The following is a 23,072-nucleotide window of genomic DNA, read 5'->3' as shown; positions in this document are numbered from 1 at the left end:
TTGGCAGGAGGCGGCGGAGGCGAAAAAACAGAAAAACCCACCAGTAAGCGGCGTCAGGATGCCAGAAAGGAAGGAAATGTATTTCAGAGCAGGGACGCTGCTACCGTGGTGGTGCTCTTTGGGGTTTTCTGGGGAATTAAGCTCTACCTTCCTTTTCTCCAGAAGACGATTGAGGAGTGCCTGAATCATTTTATATCTCGCGTAAGCTGGGAGAATCCACTGGGGGAGGCGCCTCAGATATTTATTTATCTGGTGGTCACTGTTGTAAAATGTACCGTTCCTCTCCTGCTGTGGGCCAGCCTTCTTGGGATTTTGGCTCACGGAGTCCAAACCCGTTTTAACGTGTCCTTTCAAAGCGTTAAGCCCAAGCTGAGCAAGCTGAATCCTATCAGCGGGCTGAAAAAAATGTTTGCTCTGCGGAATGTGGTAGAGCTGGTAAAGAACCTGATTAAAATAACCCTGCTTCTGGTTTTGCTCTATGGGATCTTAAAAAAGGATTTGGTGGCCATGTCAAAGCTTCTGGATATGCAGACCATGGCCTCGGCAGCCTTTATGCTCAAGGCAGTGTTTGACCTGGTGGTGAAGGTTTGCGCAGCCTTTACAGTGGTTGCTTTCTTTGACTTCCTTTACCAAAGGTGGGAGTATGAAAAGAACCTAAAGATGACGAAGCAGGAAGTAAAAGATGAGTTTAAGCAGACAGAGGGAAATCCTGAAATTAAAGGCAGAATCAGACGCATCCAGCGTCAGATGGCCTTAAGCAGAATGATGCAGAAGGTGCCGCAGGCAGATGTCATTATCAGGAATCCCACCCATTATGCCATAGCCCTGAAGTATGATCCCAAGAAGCATGGAGCGCCGGTGGTTCTGGCTATGGGGCAGGACGAGCTGGCCCTGCGTATTGTACGGGCAGGGGAGGAAAATGGGGTATTTATCATAGAGAATAAACCTCTGGCAAGGGCTCTTTATGGTTCCTGCAGGCTGGACAGGGAGATTCCGGCAGAATTTTACGGCGCAGTGGCTGAAATCCTGGTTCATATCTACAGGGCAGGCCACAGGGAAGATATGTTCAGATAATAATAGATGGATGGAGTTTCGATGAAGAAGATACTGAGCTATTCGGTGGTACTATTTGTACTGACGGTCATATTATTGTTAATCATACCTCTGCCAGTTGCTTTGGTAGATGTGGCAATCATCATCAATATGTCCTTTTCTATGATGATCCTGGTTACCACCATGACGATCAGGGAGCCCCTGGAATTCTCTATTTTCCCCTCCCTGCTGCTCATAACCACCCTTTTTAGATTGGGAATCAACGTTTCCACGACAAGGAATATTCTGACTAACGGAGGCTCCTCAGGCCAGGTGATCCAGGCCTTCGGAGATTTTGTGCTGAGAGGAAATGTAGTAGTAGGCTTAATTATCTTTCTTATTATTGTATTGATGCAGTTCATTGTTATTACAAAGGGCGCAGAGCGTGTGGCTGAGGTTGCCGCCAGGTTTAACCTGGACGCAATGCCAGGTAAGCAGATGGCTATTGATGCGGACCTAAGCTCTGGCCTTATTACGGAACAGCAGGCCAGAACACGGAGAGAGAAAATTCAGCGTGAGGCCGATTTCTACGGAGCCATGGATGGCGCCACCAAGATTGTAAAGGGCGACGCGGTTATGTCCCTAATTACGACTGCGGTGAATCTGATCGGCGGAAGTATTATCGGTATGGTGCAGTCTGGAGAAAGTATCGGACAGATTTTAAGCACCTATTCCATCGCCACGGTAGGTGACGGCCTTGTATCCCAGATCCCGTCGCTGCTGATATCGACTGCTACAGGCATGATTGTGACAAGAGCTGTATCTGAAGGAAGTCTGAACGAAGACATTTCCAAACAATTTATGGCCCAGCCCTATGCCATCATGATTAGCGGCGTAGTGGTTGCTGTTCTGACTTTGATTCCCGGCATGCCGGTTCTCCAGCTGGCAGTTGTTTCTCTGGGACTGGTAAGCGGAGGATACTATCTTTCCAGAAGAATAAAAGCGGAGCCAACCCTGACGGCTGTAGGCGGCGGCCTTGCAGGAAGCCAGCTTCAGGGGGAGGCTGCCTCCCAGGAAGCGGCGGCCTCAGCCGAGGTTACAGAGGAGGAGTATTATAAGGATGTGAATAATGTCTATACCCTTCTTTCGGTGGAATCCATAGAGATGGAGTTTGGATATAGCCTGATTCCTATGGCAGACGAGTCGGTAGGCGGCAGGCTGATCAGCAGAATTGTGATTTTCCGAAGGCAATATGCACAGGATATGGGCTTTGTTATACCTTCCATCCGGCTCAGAGACAGCTCTGCTCTGAATACCAACCAGTATTCTATTAAGATAAAGGGGGAGGAGGTTGCGAAGGGAGAAATCCTCACGGACTATTATCTGGCCCTGGAGCCGGAGAATTTGGAAAAGGAGATTGACGGAATCGAAACCATAGAGCCGGCTTACGGTATACCAAGCCGCTGGATAAGGCCGGAGGATCGGGAAATGGCAGAGCTTTATGGATATACGGTTATCGATCCTCTATCTGTGCTTGTAACCCATTTATCTGAGGTCATCAAGCAGCATGCCTATGAATTGATTACCCGTCAGGAAATTGTACGTTTGGTAGAGAATACCAAAAAGAAATCACCTGAGCTGGTGGAGGAGGCTTTCAGCGGGCCTATATCCTACAGCCTGTTCCAGAAGGTTCTTACCAGCCTTCTGAAGGAAGGTGTGCCCATAAAGGATATGGAAACCATTCTTGAAACGATGCTTGAAAGTATTTCGGAGACAGGATTACCAATCAAGGATGTGGACGGGCTGATTGAATCCATTCGGACGGCCCTGAAGCGAACCATCACCCGGTTATATTGTGAAGATGGCAGTATGAAAGTGATTACCATGGATTCTGAACTAGAGCGTACGATGGTAGGATGCCTTTCCAAGGGAGAAAGAGGGTACTATCTGGCGCTTAATCCAGATGTTCTGCAAAGTTTGGTACGTCAGATTGCAGAGCAGCTTAAGAAGTTCAGTGGGTTGTCACAGAATCCGGTAATTCTCACCTCCCAGATTATGCGGGTGCATTTTTACCGGCTGATCGATCAGTTTTATCCCAATGTCAGGGTGCTCTCTTTTAATGAGATATCCAACAATGTCCAGATACAGTCAATCGGTAATTTGATTCTTGAGCGTTCGGAGCGAAAAGAAGCATAATGGTGGAGGTGGCCTAATGATGGTGGAGACACAACAGCGGCTGAAAGAAAAAACAAATGAGGAGCTTTTGGAAATGTACCGGGTGGAAAAAAGCCTGGAGGTCAAGCAGGAGCTGACCCTTCGCTATCTATATATTGTACAGACCATTGCTGTTCAGATGAGAGGCATATATGCCGGCTCTCTCCAGATGGAGGATATCATCAACGAGGGGGTCATTGCCATTATGAAGGGGATCGACCGGTATGAGCCGGATCGGGAACATAAATTCGAGACCTTTATATCTCAGAGGATTCGGGGAATGATCATTGACCTGGTCCGTAAGAATGACTGGATGCCCCGAAACTTTCGAAAGCAGAATAAGGAAATTGAGGAAGCCAGAAATAAGCTGGGGCTGACCCTTGGCCGTGCTCCCACGGATGAGGAGATTGCGGATTGTCTGGGACTCAGCGTTAAAAAATGTCAGAAGATTCAGCGTATGAGTGTGATGATGAATGTGCTTTCACTGGACATGGTAGTAGACAACGAGGATGACCGGCAGACCATTCAGCTTCCTAATATAGATATGGATCGGGAGCCGGAGAAGGCCTTTTTAAAGGATGAAGCCCTTAAGCTGCTGAGCGCGGCAGTGAAACGGCTGAGTGAAAAAGAAAAGCTGATGATTTCCCTGTATTATGTGGAGGAGCTGAATATGAAGCAGGTTGCCCAGGTTATGAATGTAAGTGAACCCAGAGTTTCTCAGATACATAGCAATGCCATACGGAAGCTGAAGCAGTATATGAGTGAGTACGTATAACAGATACAGAATCAATATATAAGGAGGAAACACAGATGTACCAGGGATTTTACAATCTGGCATCCGGAATGCTGACACAGAACCGGAATCTGAATGTTATAAGTAACAATATGGTTAATATCCAGACGCCCGGCTATAAGAGGGATAAGATGGTCAGCAGCACCTTTCAGGAGGAGATGCTTTACCGAACCGGCCGTCAAAACAAGGGGAATCCCACTCCCCTGGCTGTCACGTCTAAAATCAGAACTGCTACCCGGACCTACGTAAACTATGACCAGGGAAGCTTTGAGCAGACAGACGGCATATTTGATTTTGCTCTGAGCGGCAATGGGTTTTTCGCAGTTCAGGGTCAAAATGGAACGGTTTATACAAGAAACGGTTCCTTCGGAGTGGATGGGGAGGGCTTTCTGGCTCTGAACAACGTAGGACGGGTTTTGGGAACAGATGGTCAGCCGATTCAGATTGATAATGAAAATTTTACAGTAGATAGTGAAGGGAACATCAGCGTGGAAGAGCTGATCGATCAGGAGACAAGGGAGACGGAGCTTCGCCGGATGGGCACTCTTCAGGTTGTGGACTTTGCAGATTATGGACAGCTTCACAAGGAGGATTATGGCGTGTTTTCCACCAATCAGGCGCCGCAGCAGAGGGAAGGAGCACAGACAGCTGTTTTATGGAAAACAGTTGAAAAATCCAATGTGGATATGGTAGATGAGATGACGTCCATGATGTCTGCTCAGAGAGCGCTTCAAAGCGCCGCTCAGGCACTGAAAATGTACGATCAGATTATGGCAAAGGCTGTGAATGACGTAGGCAAGGCGTAAGGAGGAAGAACCGATGAATCAATCATTTTATGTGGGAGCTTTGGGAGCCGGCAGCAGTACGGAAAAAATGAGCGTTATAGCGAATAATATCGCCAATGTGAATAATACCGGGTTTAAGCCCAAAACAGCGGTGTTTTCAGATCTGCTCAACTATAACCTAAACGATGGGGAAGAGGCTGTTACTGAGCTTCAGGCAGGCAATGGGGTCAGGGTTCAGAGGACCTATACAAGCTTTGATACCTCCGGGGCTGTTCAGACCGGCAGCAGTCTGGACTATGCGATTTTAGAGGACAATGCATTTTTTATGGTTCAGGATCCAACCACAGGAACTATCAGCTACACGAGGGACGGGCATTTTCATAGAGCAGAGCGGGAGGACGGCTTTTACCTGATGACAGATGGGGGAAAGCTGGTTCTGGATCAGAACAGGGAACCCTTAAAGGCAGAGGTGGCAGATGTGGAGCGTCTCCAGGCGGAGATGGAGGAGAATTATGAGGAGATAGAGAACGAGAACGACGAGGATGAAGACAGGCCCCGAATCAGTTTGTATACGTTTGCAAATCCCAGCCGGCTGATAAGCATAGGCAGCAACGAGTATGTTCCTGTGGATCAGGGGGTGGAGCCTGTACGAATAGAAAATCCAAAGCTAGCCGAAGGAGCCCTGGAACAGTCAGGTACAGACCTGTCCAAGGAGCTGGTACGCATGATCGAATGCCAGAGAGCTTATTCCTATGCACTGAAGATGGTTACCACATCCGATGAAATTGAGGCAACGATTAATTCACTGAGAGGCTGAATGTATTAGGAAAGACGAGGAGGCTACATGAAACGAATCAAGTCTTACGGGGATATGAATCTTTTGGAATTGGATGTAATGAAGGAAATCAGCAGCATAGGTACCAGTCACGCGGCGACAGCGCTGTCAAAATTACTTCAAAAGGAGATACGGATTTCCATTCCCAGCGTAAGCATTCTGGGATATGAGGAAACTGTGGAAAGGCTGGGCAGCATCGAGGAGCTAGTAGCCGCCACTCTTGTAAGGATGAAGCGGGATGTGAACGGACTGATGCTGTTTATATTTAAAATGGATTTGGCTAATGCGGTTTTGGAAAAACTCATTGGTAAGACCTATGAGTCCTTTGAAGAAATGGACGAGATGGACTATTCGGCAATGGAGGAGGTAGGAAATATTATTATCTGCTCCTATGTCAATGCATTTGCTCAGCTTGCAGGCGTTGAGATTGATCTGTCTGTTCCAAGCTCAACTGTGAACATGCTGGGAGGAATTATCACAGTTCCCATGGCAGAATACGGCTATGATACAGATAAGCTTATGTATATTAACGCAGAATTTATAATGGATGGAAGGGTTCTCTCGGACGGACTGCTTATGATTCCGGACATAGAATCCCTGAATCATATATTAGAGAAATTAGGGGTTTCATAATGATGGAGAAGCGGCTGACGGTAGGAATCGGGGATATGAAATTTACCAGAGAAAATGGACAGATCATTACCTATGCTCTGGGCTCCTGCATTGGAATCTCCTTTTATGATCCTGTTCTTCGCCTGGGCGCCCTGCTGCACATCATGCTTCCAGAGCGGAATAACCAGGGAGATCCGAAGATATATAAATATGCAGACAGTGGAATACAGGAGACCCTTCGTAAATTATCAGCATTTGGCCTGGTAAAAAGAAGAACGGTTGTAAAGATTGCCGGGGGGGCAAAGATGTTTGATATCAAGGGCAGCGCTGATTTCGGAAATATCGGACAAAGAAATACGGATATGGTGAAGCGGATACTGTCTCAAGAGCAGCTGCGCATACAAGCCTCCGATACGGGAGGCAGCTATGCCAGGACTATGCTGCTGGATGTGTCAAATGGCGATGTTGCCATACGAACGGTAGGGAAACCGGAAAAACATTTATAGGGAGAGGAGTGAGCGGTTTTGGAAAAGGAACAGGAAGGAATTTTGCTGGAATCGGGGACGAATGAAATTGAGATCATGAAGTTTACCATTGCAGGAGAATTTTATGGAATTAATGTGGCTAAGGTAAAGGAAATCATGATGAGTGAGCATGTGAAAATCATGCCTCATGCGCATCCTGCCGTAGAAGGGATATTTAAACCGAGGGATACGCTGATTACAGTGATTGATCTAGGTTTTTATCTCACCGGGAACAGGCTGGAGCATCAATACCGGGATCTGTTTATTATAACCAATTTCAATAAGATGACAGTTGCGTTCCGGGTTCAGAGCATTGAGGGAATCAGCAGGATTTCCTGGAAGGATATTCAGAAGCCGGACAAAACCTTGTCCCAGGGGGATGAGAGCGTTGCCACGGGTATAGCCCAATGTGACGATGTTCTAGTAACTATTTTGGATTTTGAAAAAATTGTGGCAGAGATTGCGCCGGAGACCACCATCCAGGTAGCGGAGGTAGAGCAGATGGGAGACAGACCTCTCTGCGAAAGCCCCATTGTGATCGCGGAGGATTCCATCCTGCTTCAGAGGATGATCAATGACTGCCTGGAACGGGCAGGCTTTATAAATATTAAGAATTTTAATAATGGCCAGGAAGCCTGGGACTTTCTCCGTGAGATTCGATCAGAGGATGCTCTCTATGATAAGGTAAAGCTGATTATAACAGATATTGAAATGCCGGAGATGGATGGACACCGGTTGACGAAGCTGGTTAAGTCAGATGAAAGGCTGCGGAAGATTCCCGTAATTATTTTCTCTTCTCTGATTAACGAACAAATGCGCATTAAGGGAAAGGAACTGGGAGCGGACGAGCAGCTTGCAAAGCCTGAAATCGGGCACCTGGTAGCGGTAATAGATGAGCTTTTACAGCGCTCTTTTGCATAATAGAAATACAATTAAATTTACTATAACACAAAATGCTTGGGATGAAAGCCTCTTTCATAGCGTTTTGTGCCTGAGCAAAGGGAAAGGAATGAATATAAAATGAAATATGAAGTTACAAAAGATCTTGAGACAGGAAACACGCTGATTGACAGTGAACACCGGCAGTTATTTGATGCAGTGAATACACTGATGGACGCTTGCTCTGCTGGTAAGGGAAGGATGACTATAAAGAGTACAGCCCAGTTTCTGGGCGACTATGTAATAAAGCATTTTCGGGATGAGGAAAATCTGCAGAAGAACAGCCATTATCCGGGGTATGCTTACCATAGACAGTTTCATGGAGGATATACTCAAACTCTGAATAATATTTGCAAAGAGATAGAGACGGACGGTCCCACCATATCTGCCTTAAGCAAGATGAACCAGCATATCGGAGTTCTGGTAAGCCACATTCGCAGCGAGGATAAAAAATTAGCTGAGTTCTTAAAACATTAAGCAGAGAGCAGAAATCATAGAGAGGAGCTGGAAGTGAAAAAACATTTTATCATCAGCGCTTCTGCGATTGGTCTGATTTTGGCCCTGGCCTTTGAAGCTCAGGCTAAAGCCCAGGGAGAGTGGGATCAGGCTGAGAATGGCAGGTGGATGTACTGCTATCAGCCGGGAGAACCGGTGAAGGACGAGTGGATTGAAGATGCTGGAAAGGTTTATTATGTAGATTCGTCCGGCTATATGAAAACAGGCTGGGTACTGAACCAGCAGGATGGAAAACGATATTATATGGGGCCGGATGGCGCTATGTGTTTTCATACATTTGCTCCAGATGGACGTTACGCAGGTTCGGACGGTTCAGAATTGAAGGAATATGACGCTTACCGAAGAAAGATCCTAAGCAGCCTGAAGTCTGCCCAAAGCAGCAAGTGGTACAAAAGTGCAGAGGCCCAGGGCCGTCAGCCTGTTTTTCTTTTTTCTGATCTCAATGGAGATGGATACAGGGATCTTGTGATAAAGGACGGCAATGGGACAGATAGTCGTATAATGTCTGTTGCCGTATGGGATAAAGAGGAGAAAACGCTTCTGGCTGCCGCAGAATTTGATCTGGCGAATTCTGGAGATACGGCTGCAGGCGGAAGCTCTATCTACCTGGACGCTGATAAGCAGGAGGTATGGCTGGAGATTCAGGGCTCAGATGGCAGCCTGCAGCTTTTTCAGATGGAAGACAGCAGTCCCAGATTTGAACAGCGCTGGAGCTTTACAGTAGAGATGGATCAATGGGATGGAGCTGATTATAGAGTCAACGGTGATTCGGTTACAAGGGAGGAATGGGAGTATGAACGGGCTTATGCCCTGGCAGAACGGGGAGGACTCCCTCTGGAAGGGTTTTTAACCTTTATAGAGGAGAATATAACCCGTGAGGTGGATCGGATTCTTACATTGGAGGAAGAGGCCCTTTGGCAGTCCTGATTCAGAGGATAGGAACAAATAATAGCGGTATGCTTGCTAATTTTTTACGGAAGCATACCGCTATTATTAACGGCCTTAGTCAGTTGAGTGTGTTGGAGTACCTCAGATGGGGAACGAAGACATGGGAAATGAAGAACCACCTGCCTCAGTATGACACCCCAAGTAGTATTTTATAGGTTGGCACACTACTTGAGGGTATCATATCATTTGACGGTTAGGTATTGATTATTTATGTACCGCTGCTGTCAGACAAGCTCAGGGGTCTTAAGGGAATGCCGGGGCGTATCCCGTATTGTAATACAGGCTTTGATCAATTCTGTCATTATGCGTATTTTAAATTGGTTTTCATAATATCCCAGAAGGAGTGAAAGAGAGTCGCGGCTCACCACTACATATTTTGCAGGAAGGTTGGATAAAGTCAGTGCGTATACATCCGCCCGGCAGCGTTTGCAGGTGCAGACTTGATACTCTTTAAAATAAGAGTCCAAATCCTGGCGGAGAAGCAGGCGCTCCATGATATTAACAAAGGTATATTCCTTTGCCGAAAGGCCCTGGTTGAAATAGCAATCAGGAACAGGGTCAAGGCAGGGAGTCCGCCCGGTGTTCTTAAGCTCTCCCTTTAGCTCCTCCGTCAGGCTGGAGAGAATTTCACCGGAAAGGTGGTCGTTGCGGCTGGTTTCATCTACAACCGTCACCTTCTTTGAGGAAGTGGCTCGGGTTATCTGCTCCCGGCCTTTATCGGAAGCAGGGATATCTGGTTTCTGGGCGCCGCTGGATTCTCCAGAGGGGCCGTTGGTGATAAGATCTAGAATATGTGAGGTTTTGTTTGTCTTTTTAGCCATTGGCTTCTCCTCCTTTTAGATGAATGTCATCTGATATTTCATGTATAAATTCGGCATAATCCCTCACTGCCCCGGAGCGGGGATTGTAGGAGAAGATACTCTCTCCATGAGCAGGAGCCTCAGCGATGGCAACTCCGCTTCGTATCTTTGTGTGAAATACCCTGGAGTTAATTTGGGCGGCAAGCTGCTGAGCCATTTCAAAAACGTCTCTGGAGAGCAGTGTGCGGCGGTTATATTTGGTTAAAAGAATACCCAAAACATTTAGGTTGGGATTAAAGGTGTTTTGGACAGACTCAATGGTTTCCTTTAGCTGGGTAAGACCAACCAGACTCAAAATATCGGAAGCCAGAGGGATGATCAGAAAATCGGATACGGCATATGCATTAACTGTAAGGAGATTCAGCGCCGGAGGAGTATCTATAATAATGTAATCGTAGTCGTTTATAATAGGCGCGATGGCATTTTTTAAAATATATTCACGGGAGGATGGAATAATTTCCAATCCGCTGCTGCTAAGGGTGATATCTGAAATTAGCAGATCGCAGGAATCTGCATGGCAGACAGCATCCTGAACAGAGGCAGAGCCGTTGAGAACGTCCAGGACAGAGTAAGGATGCTCCGGATCTGCTCCCAGACAAAAGCCCAGATTACCCTGAGGGTCAAGATCGATACCAAGCACTTTTTTTCCAACAAGAATAATGCCGGAAGCCAAGGCCGCGGCAGTCGTAGTCTTTCCAACTCCACCTTTCTGATTGGAAACAGTTATGATGATAGACAAAATATAATACCTCCAATAATGATGGGATTATAGATAAAAAATGCTTCTCTCAGATATTATTTTTATTATATAACATGTCGATAAATAAGTATAGATAAAAATATGATTTTCTCAAAGATTCTTAAAAATTTGTGTATGGCAGATAAAACTGAAAGGAGTAATTGCTTATGGCCAGCGTATCGGGAACAAGCAGTTTAGGGAACACAGCCCTTAGAGGATTCGGAGGGATGACTTCCGGTATTGATCGGGACTCTATTATAGAACAGATGACTCTGGGCACTTCAACCAAAATAAGAAACCAGAAAAAGGCGATGACCAATCTGGAATGGAAGCAGGAAGCATATCAAAGCATAAGCGGGAAGATTCTGGACTTGTATGATAATTATTTCAGCTATGCTTCATCCAACAGCTTAAAAAATGGCAGTGTGTTTGCGCGGAATCAGATTACAGTACAGGGAAAGGACGAGTATACTAAGCTTATCAAGGCTTCCGGAACTTCTAAGCTGACGGATCAGCTGTCCATTCTTGGAGTAAAGCAGTTAGCTACGTCCTCTGTACGAAAGTCGTCGTCATATACAGGAGGCAGCCTTGAGACAAAGCTGACGGATCTGTCTCAGGATTTTCAGTATTCCAAGCTGGAAGGAACCCAGCTGCGTTTCGGACAGTGGAATGATAAAGAAAAGGCTTTTAAAAATAGTGTCATCTTTACCCTGCCCTCCACTTACAAGGATGATGCCGGAAAGGTTCAGACCATTGATTATACGGCAGCTCCTTCAGACCTCGCAGACCAGCTGAATAAGGCCATTGAGCAGTCTAACCAGACCTTGGGAGATACAAAGCTTTCAGAAGCTATTAAGTTCCGTTATGATGAGAATTCAGATAAAATGCTGATTGAAGATGCCGGTAACGGCAAGTTTGCTTCCTCCGGTTATTCGATACAGAATAATTCTTCTGCACTTTCTGCTTTTGGGTTTGACTCTCAAGATGGAAACAAGGCTCAATATGATGACGGAATCAGCCTGGAGGAGTATAAAAAAAGCGTGGAGATAAATTCAACAGGTTTTACAAATACCTATATTGGCAAGCAGAATGCAATTGATTACATGAAAGATAAAGCAGTTACCTTTACCTTTAACGGTTCCAGCAAGGAGATCACTTTGATTACAAGTGATGAGGCTGCCGCTTTAAATAGCATATCTGACAAGGCTCAGAAGATGGAGGCCTTTAAAGCAAATATCCAGTCCCGTCTGGACAAGGCCTTTGGAACTGGAAAGGTTGAGGCAAAGATTGATTCGACAGGAGCTTTATCCTTTTCTGCCACGAAGGGAAGCGATACAGTTTCAATTACATCCGATGATAAGAGCATTTTGAAAAACTGGGGAATTGTCTCAGGAGCTTCTAATAAGCTGAATGTAAGCGGTACCCTTGAGGATAACGCCAGTGTTCTTGGATTGCAGAAAACCGATACAGATGCTTTTCCGGCAGATGGCAAGCTTAATCTGGTAATTAACGGAGTATCCATAGAAGGGCTTACCAACCGCAGCTCCATAAGCGACATTGTGGACAAGATCAACTCTACCGCAGAGGCAGGAGTGAAAGCTACCTATGTAGATGCAACCGGCGAGTTTGCACTGGTTTCCTCCGAAACAGGAAAGGGACGCCAGATTTCATTGGATTCCGAATTAGCCCAGAAGCTTTTTGGACAAAAGGGGACTGACGGCAAGTATGATAAAATGGCAGGCTTTACAGACGGTCAAGATGCCATTATCGGCGTAAGCTACGGCAACGGAATGAACGTAACCCTGGAGCGTTCCTCCAATACCTTTGATTTAGAGGGTCTCTCAGTCACGGTATCAGGTGTGTTTAATGCTGATAAATACGATGCAGCAAAGAATACCTGGGACAATAGCGATATATCCGGCTCTGTTACTTTTAGCGCAAAGGCCAATGTAGATTCTGCTGTAGAAACGGTTAAAAAATTCTTTGAGGATTACAATGCTCTTGTAACAGAAATCAACACTCAGGTAACGACCCGCTCTGATTCCAGCTATGGCCCTTTGACAGATGAGCAAAAAAAGGAGATGTCAGAGGAATCCATCAAGAATTGGGAGAAGAAGGCGAAGGAGGGTATTCTGTATGGTGACACAACGCTCCGGGATTTGGGAGCGGATGTAGAAGGCGTATTTCTTAAGTTTCTGAATAGCGGAGCGGATTTTGAAAAACTCAAGGAGATAGGAATTACGTATTCTGATGATATGAGAGATGGCGGAACCCTGGTGTTTGATGAGTCCGCCTTCAGGGCAGCTATGGAAAAGGACCCTGAAAAGGTAGGACAGATATTTACCGGCGGAGGAGATATAAAGAAGGGGCTGTCTCAGATTGTGGAGGATACCTTGACTCCATACGCAACCAAATATGCCAGCAGAAATGGTAATTCCTATGGACGTTTGATAGAAGAGGCAGGATCGGGCAAGATACCGTTGTCTGCTATGAACAATCTGATTTATAATCAGCTTAAGGACATGCAGAGCACCATAGAAAAGCTGAGGACTCAGCTGAAAACAGAGCAGGATCGGTATATTTCCCAGTTTACCACCATGGAAACCCTGATTAGTCAGATGAATACCCAGTCTGGCTGGTTATCTCAGCTTCGAGGATAGGGAATTGGTATGGAGGAAAGGGATTGGAATGGACGGATACAAGCAATATAAGGAAAAGAGTATTTATTCGATGTCACCTCTGGAGCTGTTGCTTATGGTATATGACGAGGCTGTCAAAAATCTGATGAAGGCTGAGTATGCTCTAAATGAAACAGATTATGAGAAATTTGATGATTCCTTGGAGCGAACCACCAGGATTGTACGTTATCTGACGGATATTTTGGATATGAGACAGCCGATCAGCAGAGACTTGAAGCGGATCTACCATTATCTTATTTACGATATCAGCAGGGTAAAGGCGGGAAGAGCCAGACAAAAGGATGAATTAGGGCGTATCCGCCACATCCTTTCCGAACTGAGGGACGGATTTGATCAGGCCAGCAGAAAGGTGCACGATACCCATATAGCTGTACGGCCGGAAGTAAGAGGATAAGATATGGAGCAGATGGAGCTGGATATGAGGCAGGTTTTAAAATTGCTTGAAAAGCGGTATGCTTCTATATTAGAGATTGCAAGGCTTACCAGAGAACTTGAGGACGCTTTGGGGAGGGATGACCGGGCGTCCGCCCTTCTAACGCTTCAGATGCGGGCGGATGAGATGGCGAAGGCAGATGAATATATGGAGGAGATATGGAAGATGGGTGAGAGTAATGCTCAAAACCTTCAGAAACTCCGCTGGCTCTTCCGTACAGAGCCCTCGGCTGCCAGTGAAGAGGGAGAAGAGGAAAGAGCGGTATACTCCCTTCGGAAAAAAATCTGCCAAATGGTTGAAAGACTTCAAGCCTCTGATAAGAGGCTTAGCCAGAGGGTTGCTGGGCTGAAATCCTACTATGGCACAACGATAAAGATATAGCAGCATGCATAGGAGAGACAGATGAATCAACTATTGTTCGAGGGACACCTGCTGGTAGGAATTGTAGCTTCCATCATTGGTCAGAAGGGAATCCATATTGCGCATAAACGTCTGGATTGGGAACGGATGTATCGTCTGTCGGATTACCATAAGGTTGCCAACATTGTGTATCTCGGTATTTTGGGAGATGGAGAGGCTCTTCCAGACAGGTGGAGGGGCTTATTTTCCAAACGCTACCGGGAAGCTTTGATGTATCAGGAAAGCCTGGATGATTCTATCAGAGAGATACTGGCATGTCTGGATATGTATGAGATTCCCTGCACAGTAATCTCACGGGGGGAGGTACGGTCTTTGTATCCTCTTCCTGAGATATCCGATCGCAGCCCTCTGCGTATTATCCTGGATTCGGAAAATTATCCCCTTGCAAAGGGGTTTCTGGTTGATCTGGGTTATGAGACGGAAGAAATATTTACAGGAGCGGGAGAGTGCCTGGCAAAAGGACAGGGACTCAGAGTAGAGCTATACAGAAGGCTTCCCTTCAGGACGGCAGCCTATCATAAAAATGTGGAGTTGATTCTGGAGAGAGCTGAGATAGAGGAGCCTTATGTGCACATACGGGCGCTTGACAAAAAAGATGCCTTTCTTTTGAACATGGCTACAGCAGCCTACCGCTATGTGACGGATATGCTTACCGTGAGAGAAGTGCTGGATTTGTATCTTTTGCATAAGTCCTGCAGGGAGACTTTGGGGGAGGAGGAAATGCTAAAGCGTTTGGAGGGCTTTCGGATACAGAAGCTGGCAGAAAAGATTCTGCGTATTTCCTATATGTGGTTCGGGAATAAGGAGGACACGTACTTTTCACAGCTTCCGGATGAAATAGAAACCTATGATTCCCTTGAAAACCGCCTTCTTACAAAAGGTATACTGAACAGAGAGGAAGATATTCAGGCGCTGGGACTGGAACAGATGATCAAACAGGAAATAGAGAAGGAGCGCAGAAAAGAAAGACGCCGTCTCTTCAAAACAAGACTTAAGACTGCAATGAATGAGACGAGAAAAAAGCTGCGATGGGCTTTTCCTGATTACAGATATATGAGTGCTCTTTACCCTGCCATTGAACGGGTTCCGCTTCTGCTTCCCCTATTTTGGATGATCCGGGGACTCAGATTGGCCTGGCACAGTCGATGGTAAGAGGCATAACATTTGGAAAAACTGATTTACTTACAGGAGGAGGCTGCATGTTGATGCGCTTCCTCCTTGGCCGTCGTCTTTTTTAAATCATAGATGGAAATAATAGCAATTAAAGCCTGGAGCAAGTAATAAATCTTGATTTCTAGAATGATAAGGATATATGCTCTTATCAGCAGGATTATATATATGAATACGAATGCCTCTTTCGTGTTGTTTAAGGGATTGTATAGGGGAAAGCCTGGTTTGGAACTAAAAGCGCTGCCGCACTTACGCTTAAAATATTCGTAAGTGCGGCAGCGTTGTTATGAGTTATCCATCTAGAAAAAAGTTTATACATGCTCATCCGTATCAGCAGATGGGTACAGAAGTGATTGAAGGAAACGGACAGAATCTTTATCCGGTGCCAGTGCGCTTTGATTAGCTAGCTCAGCTTCGGAAAGTTCTTCGCGAAGAATGGAGATATGCTTTGGAGCATCGATTGCAAGGCGGACACCATCTGATCCACAGTCAACTACAGTGATTCGTATATCTCCGCCGATAAGAAGACTCTCATCCTTTTTACGCCTCAGAATTAGCATACTCAATCCCCCTCTCTTCATTAGTAACCGCTGCTGCAATGGATGGGAAAGAGCGGAAAAGATGACGGAATTCATAGTGGGATTGTTCCAAGATTACCTGCATTCCGCGCCGTGTGATGGGATTGATAGCCAGAGGACATTTGAGATTTACCGTGTTCTCCACATAATCCTTTTTTACTACACAGATTGCATAATAGCTCAATTCCCCACTGTCGGATACACCCAGGCAGGAAAGCTCCTCTGGAGAAAGCTCAGGGAAGTAGTCAGGGCAGAGAATAATCGGATTAATCAACACAAAGGCTACCTCAGGTTTTTCAACCGATACTAAGAGGATCATGGTATCCTCATCCTCCTTAAGGAAGAGAGGGAGAAAGCGGGTTAAATGATGAAAGCCAAAAAGGCCATCTTCAAAAATTACTAGATCCTCTTCGTCGTATTCAACTGTTCCATAATAATCGGTTTGTACTGTCATTTATAACAAGCTCCTATGTGTATAAATTGATAGATTCAATGTGGGCTCCTTCATCTCTGGGTGGAACATAGTTAAATCCACCCAAATATTCAAAATGGAGCTCTGGCATTTGAGTGATAATTGTCATAGTCAGGGCAGGGATAAAGGTAACATCTCCCCGGCTTACCCGCATCTCAAAGGCTCCTCGTTCTACTGCATAAGAAGAGTGAAACTCTGTGTCAGCTTCTGTTTCAGACGCAAGAGGCTGGGAAGAACCTTTTTCCTGTACCGTAACTGTATTATCAGAGGAAACAGAGGAGAAGGCATGGGAGGAAGCTACTATATTGGCCTGTCTGGAAGCAGGGGAGGCTTTCAGGACGGAGGATGAGGAAAAGGTCCGGTTTATCCTGACAATATCCGCAATGGGAATGTGCTTGCTATAGCCGCCCTGGCTAATTTGAGTAGAAATGCGGTATGCAATCGCTTTTCTCCGTTCCAGCTCTACAATATCGGAGGGGAGAAGGCGGGCCTGTTCTGTTATGCGAACGAGGCGCAAAGGATCAGATGTAATTTTGATAAGTGGTCCCATTGGCAACCTCCTTGTCTAATAAAATCCTATTTCATAAAATCAAACAGTGACGATCCCATCAGATTAGCTCCAACCTTCAGAGCTGCATTATAGGAATAATTGTTGTTATACATCTCCATAATAGCGGCATAGGGATCGGCTCCCAGCTTATCTTTGTACTGCTCAGTTAAAGAATCCTGAATGGTTTTTAAACGAGTCTCTGTAGTTTCCAAGATCTTGTATTTATTACCCAGATCAGAGTATACGGTGCCTATGGTATGTATAGAAGCTGTCATTGAATCCAGGGTCTTGCCAAGAACATCATGCATCATGCCGTGGGCCTTTTCCTTGTCTGCGGCAGGAGCGTCAGAGTAGTCTTTAATAACCAGGGCTGCTTCTCCGATCAGGCCCAGAGGACTATCAGAGATAGCCTTGGTGAATGAGGCTTTGAATTCAGCGTCAGTCATATTTCGCACTGCGTCGGAGGTGAGTCCGGTGAGCATATTCAAGCCGCCGGTATAGGTATCCAGCAGGGTTGATTTGTCATTGAGCGTTCCATAGCCGACGTCCACTCTCCCCTGCTCGCTCATTGCTTTTTTCAGCTTTGCCAGGTCAGCGTCCTTAACATTAAAATTATATGAGCCATCCTGCTGCTTCTCAAGGCTCATGCTGATCTCTGTGACATTTGTTTCCCCTGGAAACTGGTGGCGGTAGGTCAGTGTTTTTCCATCTGCGCTGAGTGAAAAGGGGGCTGTGGATATATCATTTCCCCCATACACATAAAAATTCTGGTATTGAGTATTCAGAGTATTGACAATGGACTGCTGCTGCTGAAGAAGGCTGTCCCCAATGGTGGCAATATCATTCTGCCCGCTGGAGGTTTCAGTCAGAGCATTTTGTATGTTAACCTTTGCGCCGGAGGAGCCTGACATTACTTCCTGAATGGAGCGGGCGCCAAGCTCCTGCTGATAAAGGCGGTTCTTTATATCTGTAAGCAGCGTAGCCTTGCTCACGGCATCTTGATACTGGTTGTCAATCTTTTGGCCATCATAATAAGCCAGGGGATTGTCCGCCGCGGTTTCATATTCCCTGCCGCTGGAAACCTTATTCATGCTTTTATTAAGCTTGTTGTGCACATCGTTTACCGAGGCGGTAAAATTTCTGTAGGTTGCTGTATTGGTAACACGCATAGGGCTATTCCTCCATTTTATAATTAAAAGGCATATTTACCGTCCTACTACTCCGGTGTTGTTAATGAGGGTATTTAGAGCCTCATCTAAGGTAGTCATAAGCCGGGAAGCAGCGTTGTAGGCGGAAATATAGGACATCATATTCGTAGCCTCCTCATCCATGCTGACGCCTGATATGGAATCCCTGGAATTCTGAATACCGTTCAGAACAGTCATATTGGTCTTCAGCGCCGTCTGATTGCTGCTGGAATCATTTGCTAACAGGGTAGAGGTATTGCTTGTATAATCGGCAAAGGATTTGTTGCCTAAAGCTGTCTGAGGCGCGGACATAGCCTTCAGCAGATCTAAAACAGTGTCCGTAGAGCTGGCTCCGGCAGTGGTGATATGGGTAGCTCCTTTTGCCCAATTCAGGCTGACTCCAATGTTGGCGGCTGTGATGTTTTGAACATTCTCCGTAATAACGCCGCCGTTGTTTGTTGTAGCAGCTTTGTTAATCAGAAGGTACTGATTTTTCTGACCGGCTGGAAGATTGGCGTTGTTTATGTTATTCATTGTTTCAGCAAAAGTTTTGGCCAGAGTATCCAGCTGTCCCATGTAGAATTGGTATCCCCGAAGGGAGCCGTTTGCGCCGCTTTTACCCAGCATGTCAAGACTGGCCTGGACAGAGCCAGAGGAGAACTGCCCCTTGGCTGAAGAAAATGCCGCAGCCTGTCCGTTAGCTGATGCTGCTGGTGTAACTGTGATCTCGGCAGCTGTAGGGTTATCTCTGGTACCAGCGGAAATGCTCAGCTTTGCATAATTTGCGTCGCCCTTTCCCTCGGTTCCGTCCACCAGAGTAAGACGTTGAGCAGCTCCGTTGGCATCCGTATAGAGCAGCTCTACCTTCAGGTCGTCCGGCCATTCCTTCTTGCCGATGACATTGCCTCTGGAGTCATAGTAGTAAAGCTCCTTATCACCTATGCCCTGATTGTTCTGACCGGTAGCGGGATCGATAAACTTCCCGTCATGCTCTGCGTCTTTAAAGTAGGTAACTTCGATAGGCACATAGCTGGCAAGCTCGTCCAGAAGACTGTTGCGCTTATCCATCAGCTCCAGGCTGGGCTGGCCTGTAATTTGGTTTTGCTTAATTTGACGGTTGAGAGTGCCGATTTGGCGAAGAAGGTCGTTGACCTCCTGAACAGCGCCGTTTTCACTGGTGCCGGTTCCGTCCAGACGGCTGAATTCATCCTTTTCGGCATTAAGAATCTTCTGAGAGGAGTTATTCAAAAGATTTGTCAGAGCTTCCATCTTGGAGCGCAGCTCAGTTTCATATACCGGATCGTTTACCTTAGGCGGATCCTGCATTTTTGTCAGTGTTGACTGTATATCAACAAAGGCCTGACATATGCCGGATATGCTGGTTTCGTCCAAAACCTTAGATAAGGAGTCCAGCGCTGTCTGAAAGGCCTCGGTATAACCGGATTTGCCTATCTGGCCTCTGTACTGGATGTCCAGGTAAGGATCCCGGATCTGAGTCACAGCGTCCATACGTACTCCAAAGCCCACGGCTAAAGTGGGGTTATTGGTGTAATGGGAAGGGGAAGCTGTATAATTCAAGCTGGACGTCTGAAGCTGCTGGCGGGTGTATCCCGGTGTGTTCATGTTAGCAAGGTTCTGGCCAGTGATGTCCAGCCGCTTCTGGTTCGCCTGAAGAGCAGATAAAGCGGTTCCAAAACCGGCAAAGGTTGCTCGTACCATAATTATATCCTCCAAGTTTGTTCATTTTATCAAATGGCAAGCTTTAGTAAACACTGGACGGCTTACGGCAGTATGACGGATTACACGTATTTATCCTGCATACGGGAGGGATGGAAGCCTAAGCTTCCTGCCTCCTTAAAGCTGTCCGCTGACTCTGCCCCTTTGGTATTGGACAGAAAAATCTGAAGCTCATGAATACGTGCTCCAAGGATGCGGTTTGCCGCCTCATGGGAAAATCGGAGTCTGTTGATTTCCCGGTCAAGGGAGATGAAAAGAGGGTTAAGTATCTCCCTTTCCTCCTCCGGAGCCTGAGAAAGGATGCTGCGGAAGGTAAGGGATTCCCAGCCTAAGCCTTTAAGTAGCTCTAAGCGGCGCTGCTCCAGGCCCTTCAGCTTCATAAGGAGGGCTTGTTCCTGGCGGATCAAGCCGTCCAAAAGCTCATGCCGTCTTTCGGAAGCTGCAGACGCCTTTTCCTCTTCCTGCTGCGCAAGGTGGCAGACTGTTTCTGTCAGACTTGAAAGCAGGCCTGAAAACTCTGCAAGAATGTTCTGTCTTTCCTGACTCATGTGGACAAAAACTCCCTTCTGTAAAACTGCCCGGTTAATGTAAGCCCAGAAGGCGGCGGGCTATTATATCTGCGTCAGGCTGATAGGTGCCGCTTGCCACCATTTCCTGAAGCTGCTCTATCCGTTTAGGGCCGGGGGCCGGGCTGAGCTGAGCAGCCGTCTGCCATGCCAGAATGCGGGCGAAATCTCCTTCTTCCTTTCCGCAGCGTGGGCCGTGAATGGTAACGGTATCATAATCTCCTTTTGCTTTAGAGACAAGCAGACCGGGTTTGTACGGGGAGGCGGTTTGTATGCGGCGATCCATGCCGGCCGCTTGAATGCCTGTATTCATTTTCATTAAGTCCATCTCCCTTGCACACTGGCCTGAGAACCAGTGCTAGGATTCATTATTGTGCTACACCATAAATATCGGCAATTCTTTTCAGAAGATAAGGGAAAAATCTTTTTAGAGTATTTTTTTGTACAGTACTAATATAAGTTGAAAATGCGCCGATATAATATAAGCGGATTGTTTCATTATTCAGAACAGATACACGGACAGCTTCCGGAACAAACGGAAGCTGGGGCTTATTATAAATTATTGGAGGAAGTATGGCAAATATTTTACAGGTTACACCTCCGGGCGTAAATACGGACAACAAAACCTTGTCAACGGGACAGGAGGCGAAGCATGCTGCGGACAGCCAGCTTATCCAGAACCCGGTGGATTTATCCAGAGTTACCAGGGCAGATGGGAGAGAAGGCGGGAAGACAGAGGATGCCGCCCGGGAGAACAGCTACAATAATATAATTGATTATGGCAGTAATTATGGAGCTTTTGTCAAAAGCCTGGGCGAGAATCAGGAGCTTTCAGCTTTAATGGAACGGCTTCTGTTTGCGGATCTGGCTGGAGCAGGCAGGCTTGGACAGGCGGAGATGGGAGCTCTTATGGATCAGCTGGCTGCCGCTATTACCATGGATTCTCCCCAGCGGCTGCTGGAGTTTATTATGGGACAGGCAGGCTCTCAGATACGGTTTGGAGGCGCTTTTTTTGACGGTCTGAGAATGCTTCTGGCTGAAGGGAATTCCGGCTATCTGCGGGATACGGCTTTGGAATTTTTAAAGGCTTATAACAGCTATTCTTCAGGCGCTCATTTGCTGGAACAAATTCGGACTTTGGGGGAAGATATCAGTCAACTGATGCTGCGCCAGTACAGGGAGGAATTTCGGGATCTTTTGCAGCAGATGAACTGGAAGGCGGCTGAGGGTGATACTGCGGCCAATGGAGCGCTGCTCAATGGCAGGCTGATTCCCTTTCTTTCCTCTTATATATCGAAAACCCATGACTACGGGGGAATACGGGATGCGGCTATGCTGCTGATTATGAACGCGGTGCGCTACGAAGGAGGCAGTGAGGAAAGGCTGACGAGGCTGTTTGGGGAAATGGCGGCAGACGGCAGCTTCGCCAGAATCTTCAAGGGAGATCCGGAGGAGATTCTGGCAGAGCTGCTCCGGGAGGGAACCAGAGCTTATCAGAGCGGTAAGGGGGGATTCGCCGGGGAGCTGTCTGCCCTGTTGGAGAAAGGAGCTGCAGGACAGGCCGGACTGGAACATATCCAGCACTTTTTTACGGCTATGAATGGGCTTCTGGTGAATGAAAGCGTATTCATGCCTTTGCTGCATCTGATTATCCCTTTCCAGTACGAGGGAGAAAATGTGATATCCGAAATGTGGGTGGACCCTGACGGAGAGCGGGAAAGCTCCCAGGAAGGCAGACGGATTAAACTGTTCCTGAAGTTCGATATTAAGAGCCTGGGAAAGTTTGAAATGATTATGAACATTGTAAATGGAGAGGCAGACGTCAGCCTTTATGTGCCGCAGGGGCTTGCGGGGAAAGGAAGAGAGATTGAGACAGGTGTGGAAGGTATCCTGAAGAAGAATGGAATCAGCTTTAAACATCTTTTGATAGGCCGATGCGTGAAAGACAGCAGGGTGGAGGAGGTATTTCCGGAAATCCGTGAGAAGGAGAAAAGGATTAATGTCAGAATTTGATGATTTGATGAAGCAGAAAGCAGTGGCTCTCAAATATGATCCCAAAAGAAACGGAGCCCCTGTCATTGTGGCTTCGGGTATGGGATATATGGCGGAGCGAATAACAGAGGCGGCAACCCGGTCAGGCGTCCCGGTGTATGAGGATGATTCTCTGGCCACGCTGCTGACCCAGCTTAAGCTGGGGGCCGAGATACCGGAGGGGCTGTATCAGGCGATTGTAGATATTTATATTTACTTTTTGGGCTATGTCCCTGAGGGGTCTGGGAAGATGCCGGAAGAGATGCCAAAGGAGAGGACGCCAGATAATGGGGAGCCAGGGGAGGAGGACGCAGCCCTGTAAAGTCAATGATTTCTTAATGGATATTTAATAGATAGCTGCAAGGCTTATTAGATGAGATATAAGCGCTTTATAGTAGTAATTGTGTCAATATGCAGTTTTCAGGGGTTTGC

General features: G+C 46.7%; 25 protein-coding genes. 16 read left to right on the top strand and 9 right to left on the bottom strand.

Annotated elements, in window-relative coordinates; translation table 11 throughout:
- From flhB to FYJ39_RS12495, 10 genes are all read left to right on the top strand, one after another.
- Entirely contained in the window at positions 1-1,074 is a 1,074-nt protein-coding gene (gene flhB / locus FYJ39_RS12540) for a flagellar biosynthesis protein FlhB (RefSeq protein ID WP_154472796.1), read from the top strand.
- A 21-nt stretch (positions 1,075-1,095) separates the two neighbouring features.
- On the top strand, positions 1,096-3,228 hold the full coding sequence (gene flhA / locus FYJ39_RS12535) for a flagellar biosynthesis protein FlhA (protein ID WP_154472795.1): 2,133 nt from the start codon (positions 1,096-1,098) through the stop codon (positions 3,226-3,228).
- Positions 3,229-3,244: 16 nt separating this feature from the next.
- Positions 3,245-4,021 (top strand): sigma-70 family RNA polymerase sigma factor, encoded by a 777-nt coding sequence (locus FYJ39_RS12530; RefSeq protein ID WP_154472794.1) that lies wholly within the window; start codon positions 3,245-3,247, stop codon positions 4,019-4,021.
- 35 nt (positions 4,022-4,056) lie between these two features.
- Positions 4,057-4,845: a flagellar hook-basal body protein gene (locus FYJ39_RS12525; protein ID WP_154472793.1), complete on the top strand. Its 789-nt coding sequence runs from the start codon at positions 4,057-4,059 to the stop codon at positions 4,843-4,845.
- Positions 4,846-4,858: 13 nt separating this feature from the next.
- Positions 4,859-5,641 (top strand): flagellar hook-basal body protein, encoded by a 783-nt coding sequence (locus FYJ39_RS12520; RefSeq protein ID WP_154472792.1) that lies wholly within the window; start codon positions 4,859-4,861, stop codon positions 5,639-5,641.
- A gap of 27 nt (positions 5,642-5,668) precedes the next feature.
- The gene (locus FYJ39_RS12515; protein WP_154472791.1) at positions 5,669-6,292 is read left to right on the top strand and encodes a chemotaxis protein CheC; all 624 of its coding nucleotides are present in this window, start codon (positions 5,669-5,671) and stop codon (positions 6,290-6,292) included.
- On the top strand, positions 6,292-6,777 hold the full coding sequence (locus tag FYJ39_RS12510) for a chemotaxis protein CheD (protein ID WP_154472790.1): 486 nt from the start codon (positions 6,292-6,294) through the stop codon (positions 6,775-6,777). The genes FYJ39_RS12515 and FYJ39_RS12510 overlap by 1 nt, the downstream gene beginning before the upstream one ends.
- An 18-nt stretch (positions 6,778-6,795) precedes the next feature.
- Positions 6,796-7,716 (top strand): chemotaxis protein, encoded by a 921-nt coding sequence (locus FYJ39_RS12505; protein WP_178258385.1) that lies wholly within the window; start codon positions 6,796-6,798, stop codon positions 7,714-7,716.
- A gap of 99 nt (positions 7,717-7,815) precedes the next feature.
- The gene (locus tag FYJ39_RS12500; RefSeq protein ID WP_154472789.1) at positions 7,816-8,211 is read left to right on the top strand and encodes a bacteriohemerythrin; all 396 of its coding nucleotides are present in this window, start codon (positions 7,816-7,818) and stop codon (positions 8,209-8,211) included.
- A 33-nt stretch (positions 8,212-8,244) separates the two neighbouring features.
- Positions 8,245-9,177, top strand: a complete 933-nt coding sequence (locus FYJ39_RS12495) for a hypothetical protein (protein WP_154472788.1) — start codon at positions 8,245-8,247, stop codon at positions 9,175-9,177.
- Positions 9,178-9,422: 245 nt separating this feature from the next.
- Here the strand turns inward: FYJ39_RS12495 and FYJ39_RS12490 are convergent, their stop codons facing one another.
- Together FYJ39_RS12490 and FYJ39_RS12485 are read right to left on the bottom strand one after the other, a co-directional pair.
- A complete protein-coding gene (locus tag FYJ39_RS12490; RefSeq protein ID WP_154472787.1) occupies positions 9,423-10,019 on the bottom strand; it encodes a late competence development ComFB family protein in 597 nt (198 codons plus the stop codon).
- The gene (locus FYJ39_RS12485; RefSeq protein ID WP_154472786.1) at positions 10,012-10,797 is read right to left on the bottom strand and encodes a ParA family protein; all 786 of its coding nucleotides are present in this window, start codon (positions 10,795-10,797) and stop codon (positions 10,012-10,014) included. Before FYJ39_RS12485 ends, FYJ39_RS12490 begins: the two co-directional genes overlap by 8 nt.
- A 167-nt stretch (positions 10,798-10,964) precedes the next feature.
- On the opposite strand from FYJ39_RS12485, the gene fliD reads away from it, so the two are divergent.
- Genes fliD through FYJ39_RS12465 form a run of 4 tightly spaced genes read left to right on the top strand, consistent with a single transcriptional unit; the run spans position 10,965 to position 15,501 of the window.
- Positions 10,965-13,457, top strand: coding sequence for a flagellar filament capping protein FliD (fliD, locus tag FYJ39_RS12480; RefSeq protein ID WP_154472785.1), 2,493 nt, complete (start codon positions 10,965-10,967; stop codon positions 13,455-13,457).
- Between the two features lie 28 nt (positions 13,458-13,485).
- A complete protein-coding gene (locus FYJ39_RS12475; protein WP_154472784.1) occupies positions 13,486-13,890 on the top strand; it encodes a flagellar export chaperone FliS in 405 nt (134 codons plus the stop codon).
- A gap of 3 nt (positions 13,891-13,893) precedes the next feature.
- On the top strand, positions 13,894-14,310 hold the full coding sequence (locus tag FYJ39_RS12470; protein WP_154472783.1) for a hypothetical protein: 417 nt from the start codon (positions 13,894-13,896) through the stop codon (positions 14,308-14,310).
- 21 nt (positions 14,311-14,331) lie between these two features.
- The gene (locus tag FYJ39_RS12465; protein ID WP_154472782.1) at positions 14,332-15,501 is read left to right on the top strand and encodes a nucleotidyltransferase family protein; all 1,170 of its coding nucleotides are present in this window, start codon (positions 14,332-14,334) and stop codon (positions 15,499-15,501) included.
- 329 nt (positions 15,502-15,830) lie between these two features.
- Here FYJ39_RS12465 and FYJ39_RS12460 read toward each other — a convergent pair whose 3' ends face one another.
- The 7 genes from FYJ39_RS12460 to FYJ39_RS12430 form a co-directional block, all read right to left on the bottom strand.
- Positions 15,831-16,079, bottom strand: a complete 249-nt coding sequence (locus FYJ39_RS12460) for a carbon storage regulator (RefSeq protein WP_154472781.1) — start codon at positions 16,077-16,079, stop codon at positions 15,831-15,833.
- Entirely contained in the window at positions 16,060-16,551 is a 492-nt protein-coding gene (fliW, locus tag FYJ39_RS12455; RefSeq protein WP_154472780.1) for a flagellar assembly protein FliW, read from the bottom strand. Before fliW ends, FYJ39_RS12460 begins: the two co-directional genes overlap by 20 nt.
- A gap of 13 nt (positions 16,552-16,564) precedes the next feature.
- Positions 16,565-17,119 (bottom strand): hypothetical protein, encoded by a 555-nt coding sequence (locus FYJ39_RS12450; protein WP_154472779.1) that lies wholly within the window; start codon positions 17,117-17,119, stop codon positions 16,565-16,567.
- 26 nt (positions 17,120-17,145) lie between these two features.
- The gene (locus FYJ39_RS12445; RefSeq protein ID WP_154472778.1) at positions 17,146-18,288 is read right to left on the bottom strand and encodes a flagellar hook-basal body protein; all 1,143 of its coding nucleotides are present in this window, start codon (positions 18,286-18,288) and stop codon (positions 17,146-17,148) included.
- A 36-nt stretch (positions 18,289-18,324) separates the two neighbouring features.
- The gene (locus tag FYJ39_RS12440) at positions 18,325-20,025 is read right to left on the bottom strand and encodes a flagellar hook-associated protein FlgK (protein WP_154472777.1); all 1,701 of its coding nucleotides are present in this window, start codon (positions 20,023-20,025) and stop codon (positions 18,325-18,327) included.
- A gap of 80 nt (positions 20,026-20,105) precedes the next feature.
- The gene (locus FYJ39_RS12435; protein ID WP_154472776.1) at positions 20,106-20,591 is read right to left on the bottom strand and encodes a flagellar protein FlgN; all 486 of its coding nucleotides are present in this window, start codon (positions 20,589-20,591) and stop codon (positions 20,106-20,108) included.
- A 34-nt stretch (positions 20,592-20,625) separates the two neighbouring features.
- Positions 20,626-20,928: a flagellar biosynthesis anti-sigma factor FlgM gene (locus FYJ39_RS12430; RefSeq protein WP_195840429.1), complete on the bottom strand. Its 303-nt coding sequence runs from the start codon at positions 20,926-20,928 to the stop codon at positions 20,626-20,628.
- 254 nt (positions 20,929-21,182) lie between these two features.
- Between FYJ39_RS12430 and FYJ39_RS12425 the strand changes: the two genes are divergently transcribed.
- Both FYJ39_RS12425 and FYJ39_RS12420 read left to right on the top strand, forming a co-directional pair.
- Positions 21,183-22,622 carry a hypothetical protein gene (locus tag FYJ39_RS12425; RefSeq protein ID WP_154472774.1) on the top strand — a complete coding sequence of 480 codons (1,440 nt, stop codon included), beginning with the start codon at positions 21,183-21,185 and terminating at the stop codon, positions 22,620-22,622.
- Positions 22,609-22,962 carry an EscU/YscU/HrcU family type III secretion system export apparatus switch protein gene (locus FYJ39_RS12420; RefSeq protein WP_154472773.1) on the top strand — a complete coding sequence of 118 codons (354 nt, stop codon included), beginning with the start codon at positions 22,609-22,611 and terminating at the stop codon, positions 22,960-22,962. The genes FYJ39_RS12425 and FYJ39_RS12420 overlap by 14 nt, the downstream gene beginning before the upstream one ends.
- The last annotated feature ends 110 nt before the right edge of the window (positions 22,963-23,072 follow it).

It is taken from the genome of Clostridium porci (genome assembly GCF_009696375.1).
Classification (GTDB): domain Bacteria; phylum Bacillota; class Clostridia; order Lachnospirales; family Lachnospiraceae; genus Enterocloster; species Enterocloster porci.
This window is presented reverse-complemented; position numbering and strand designations above follow the sequence as displayed.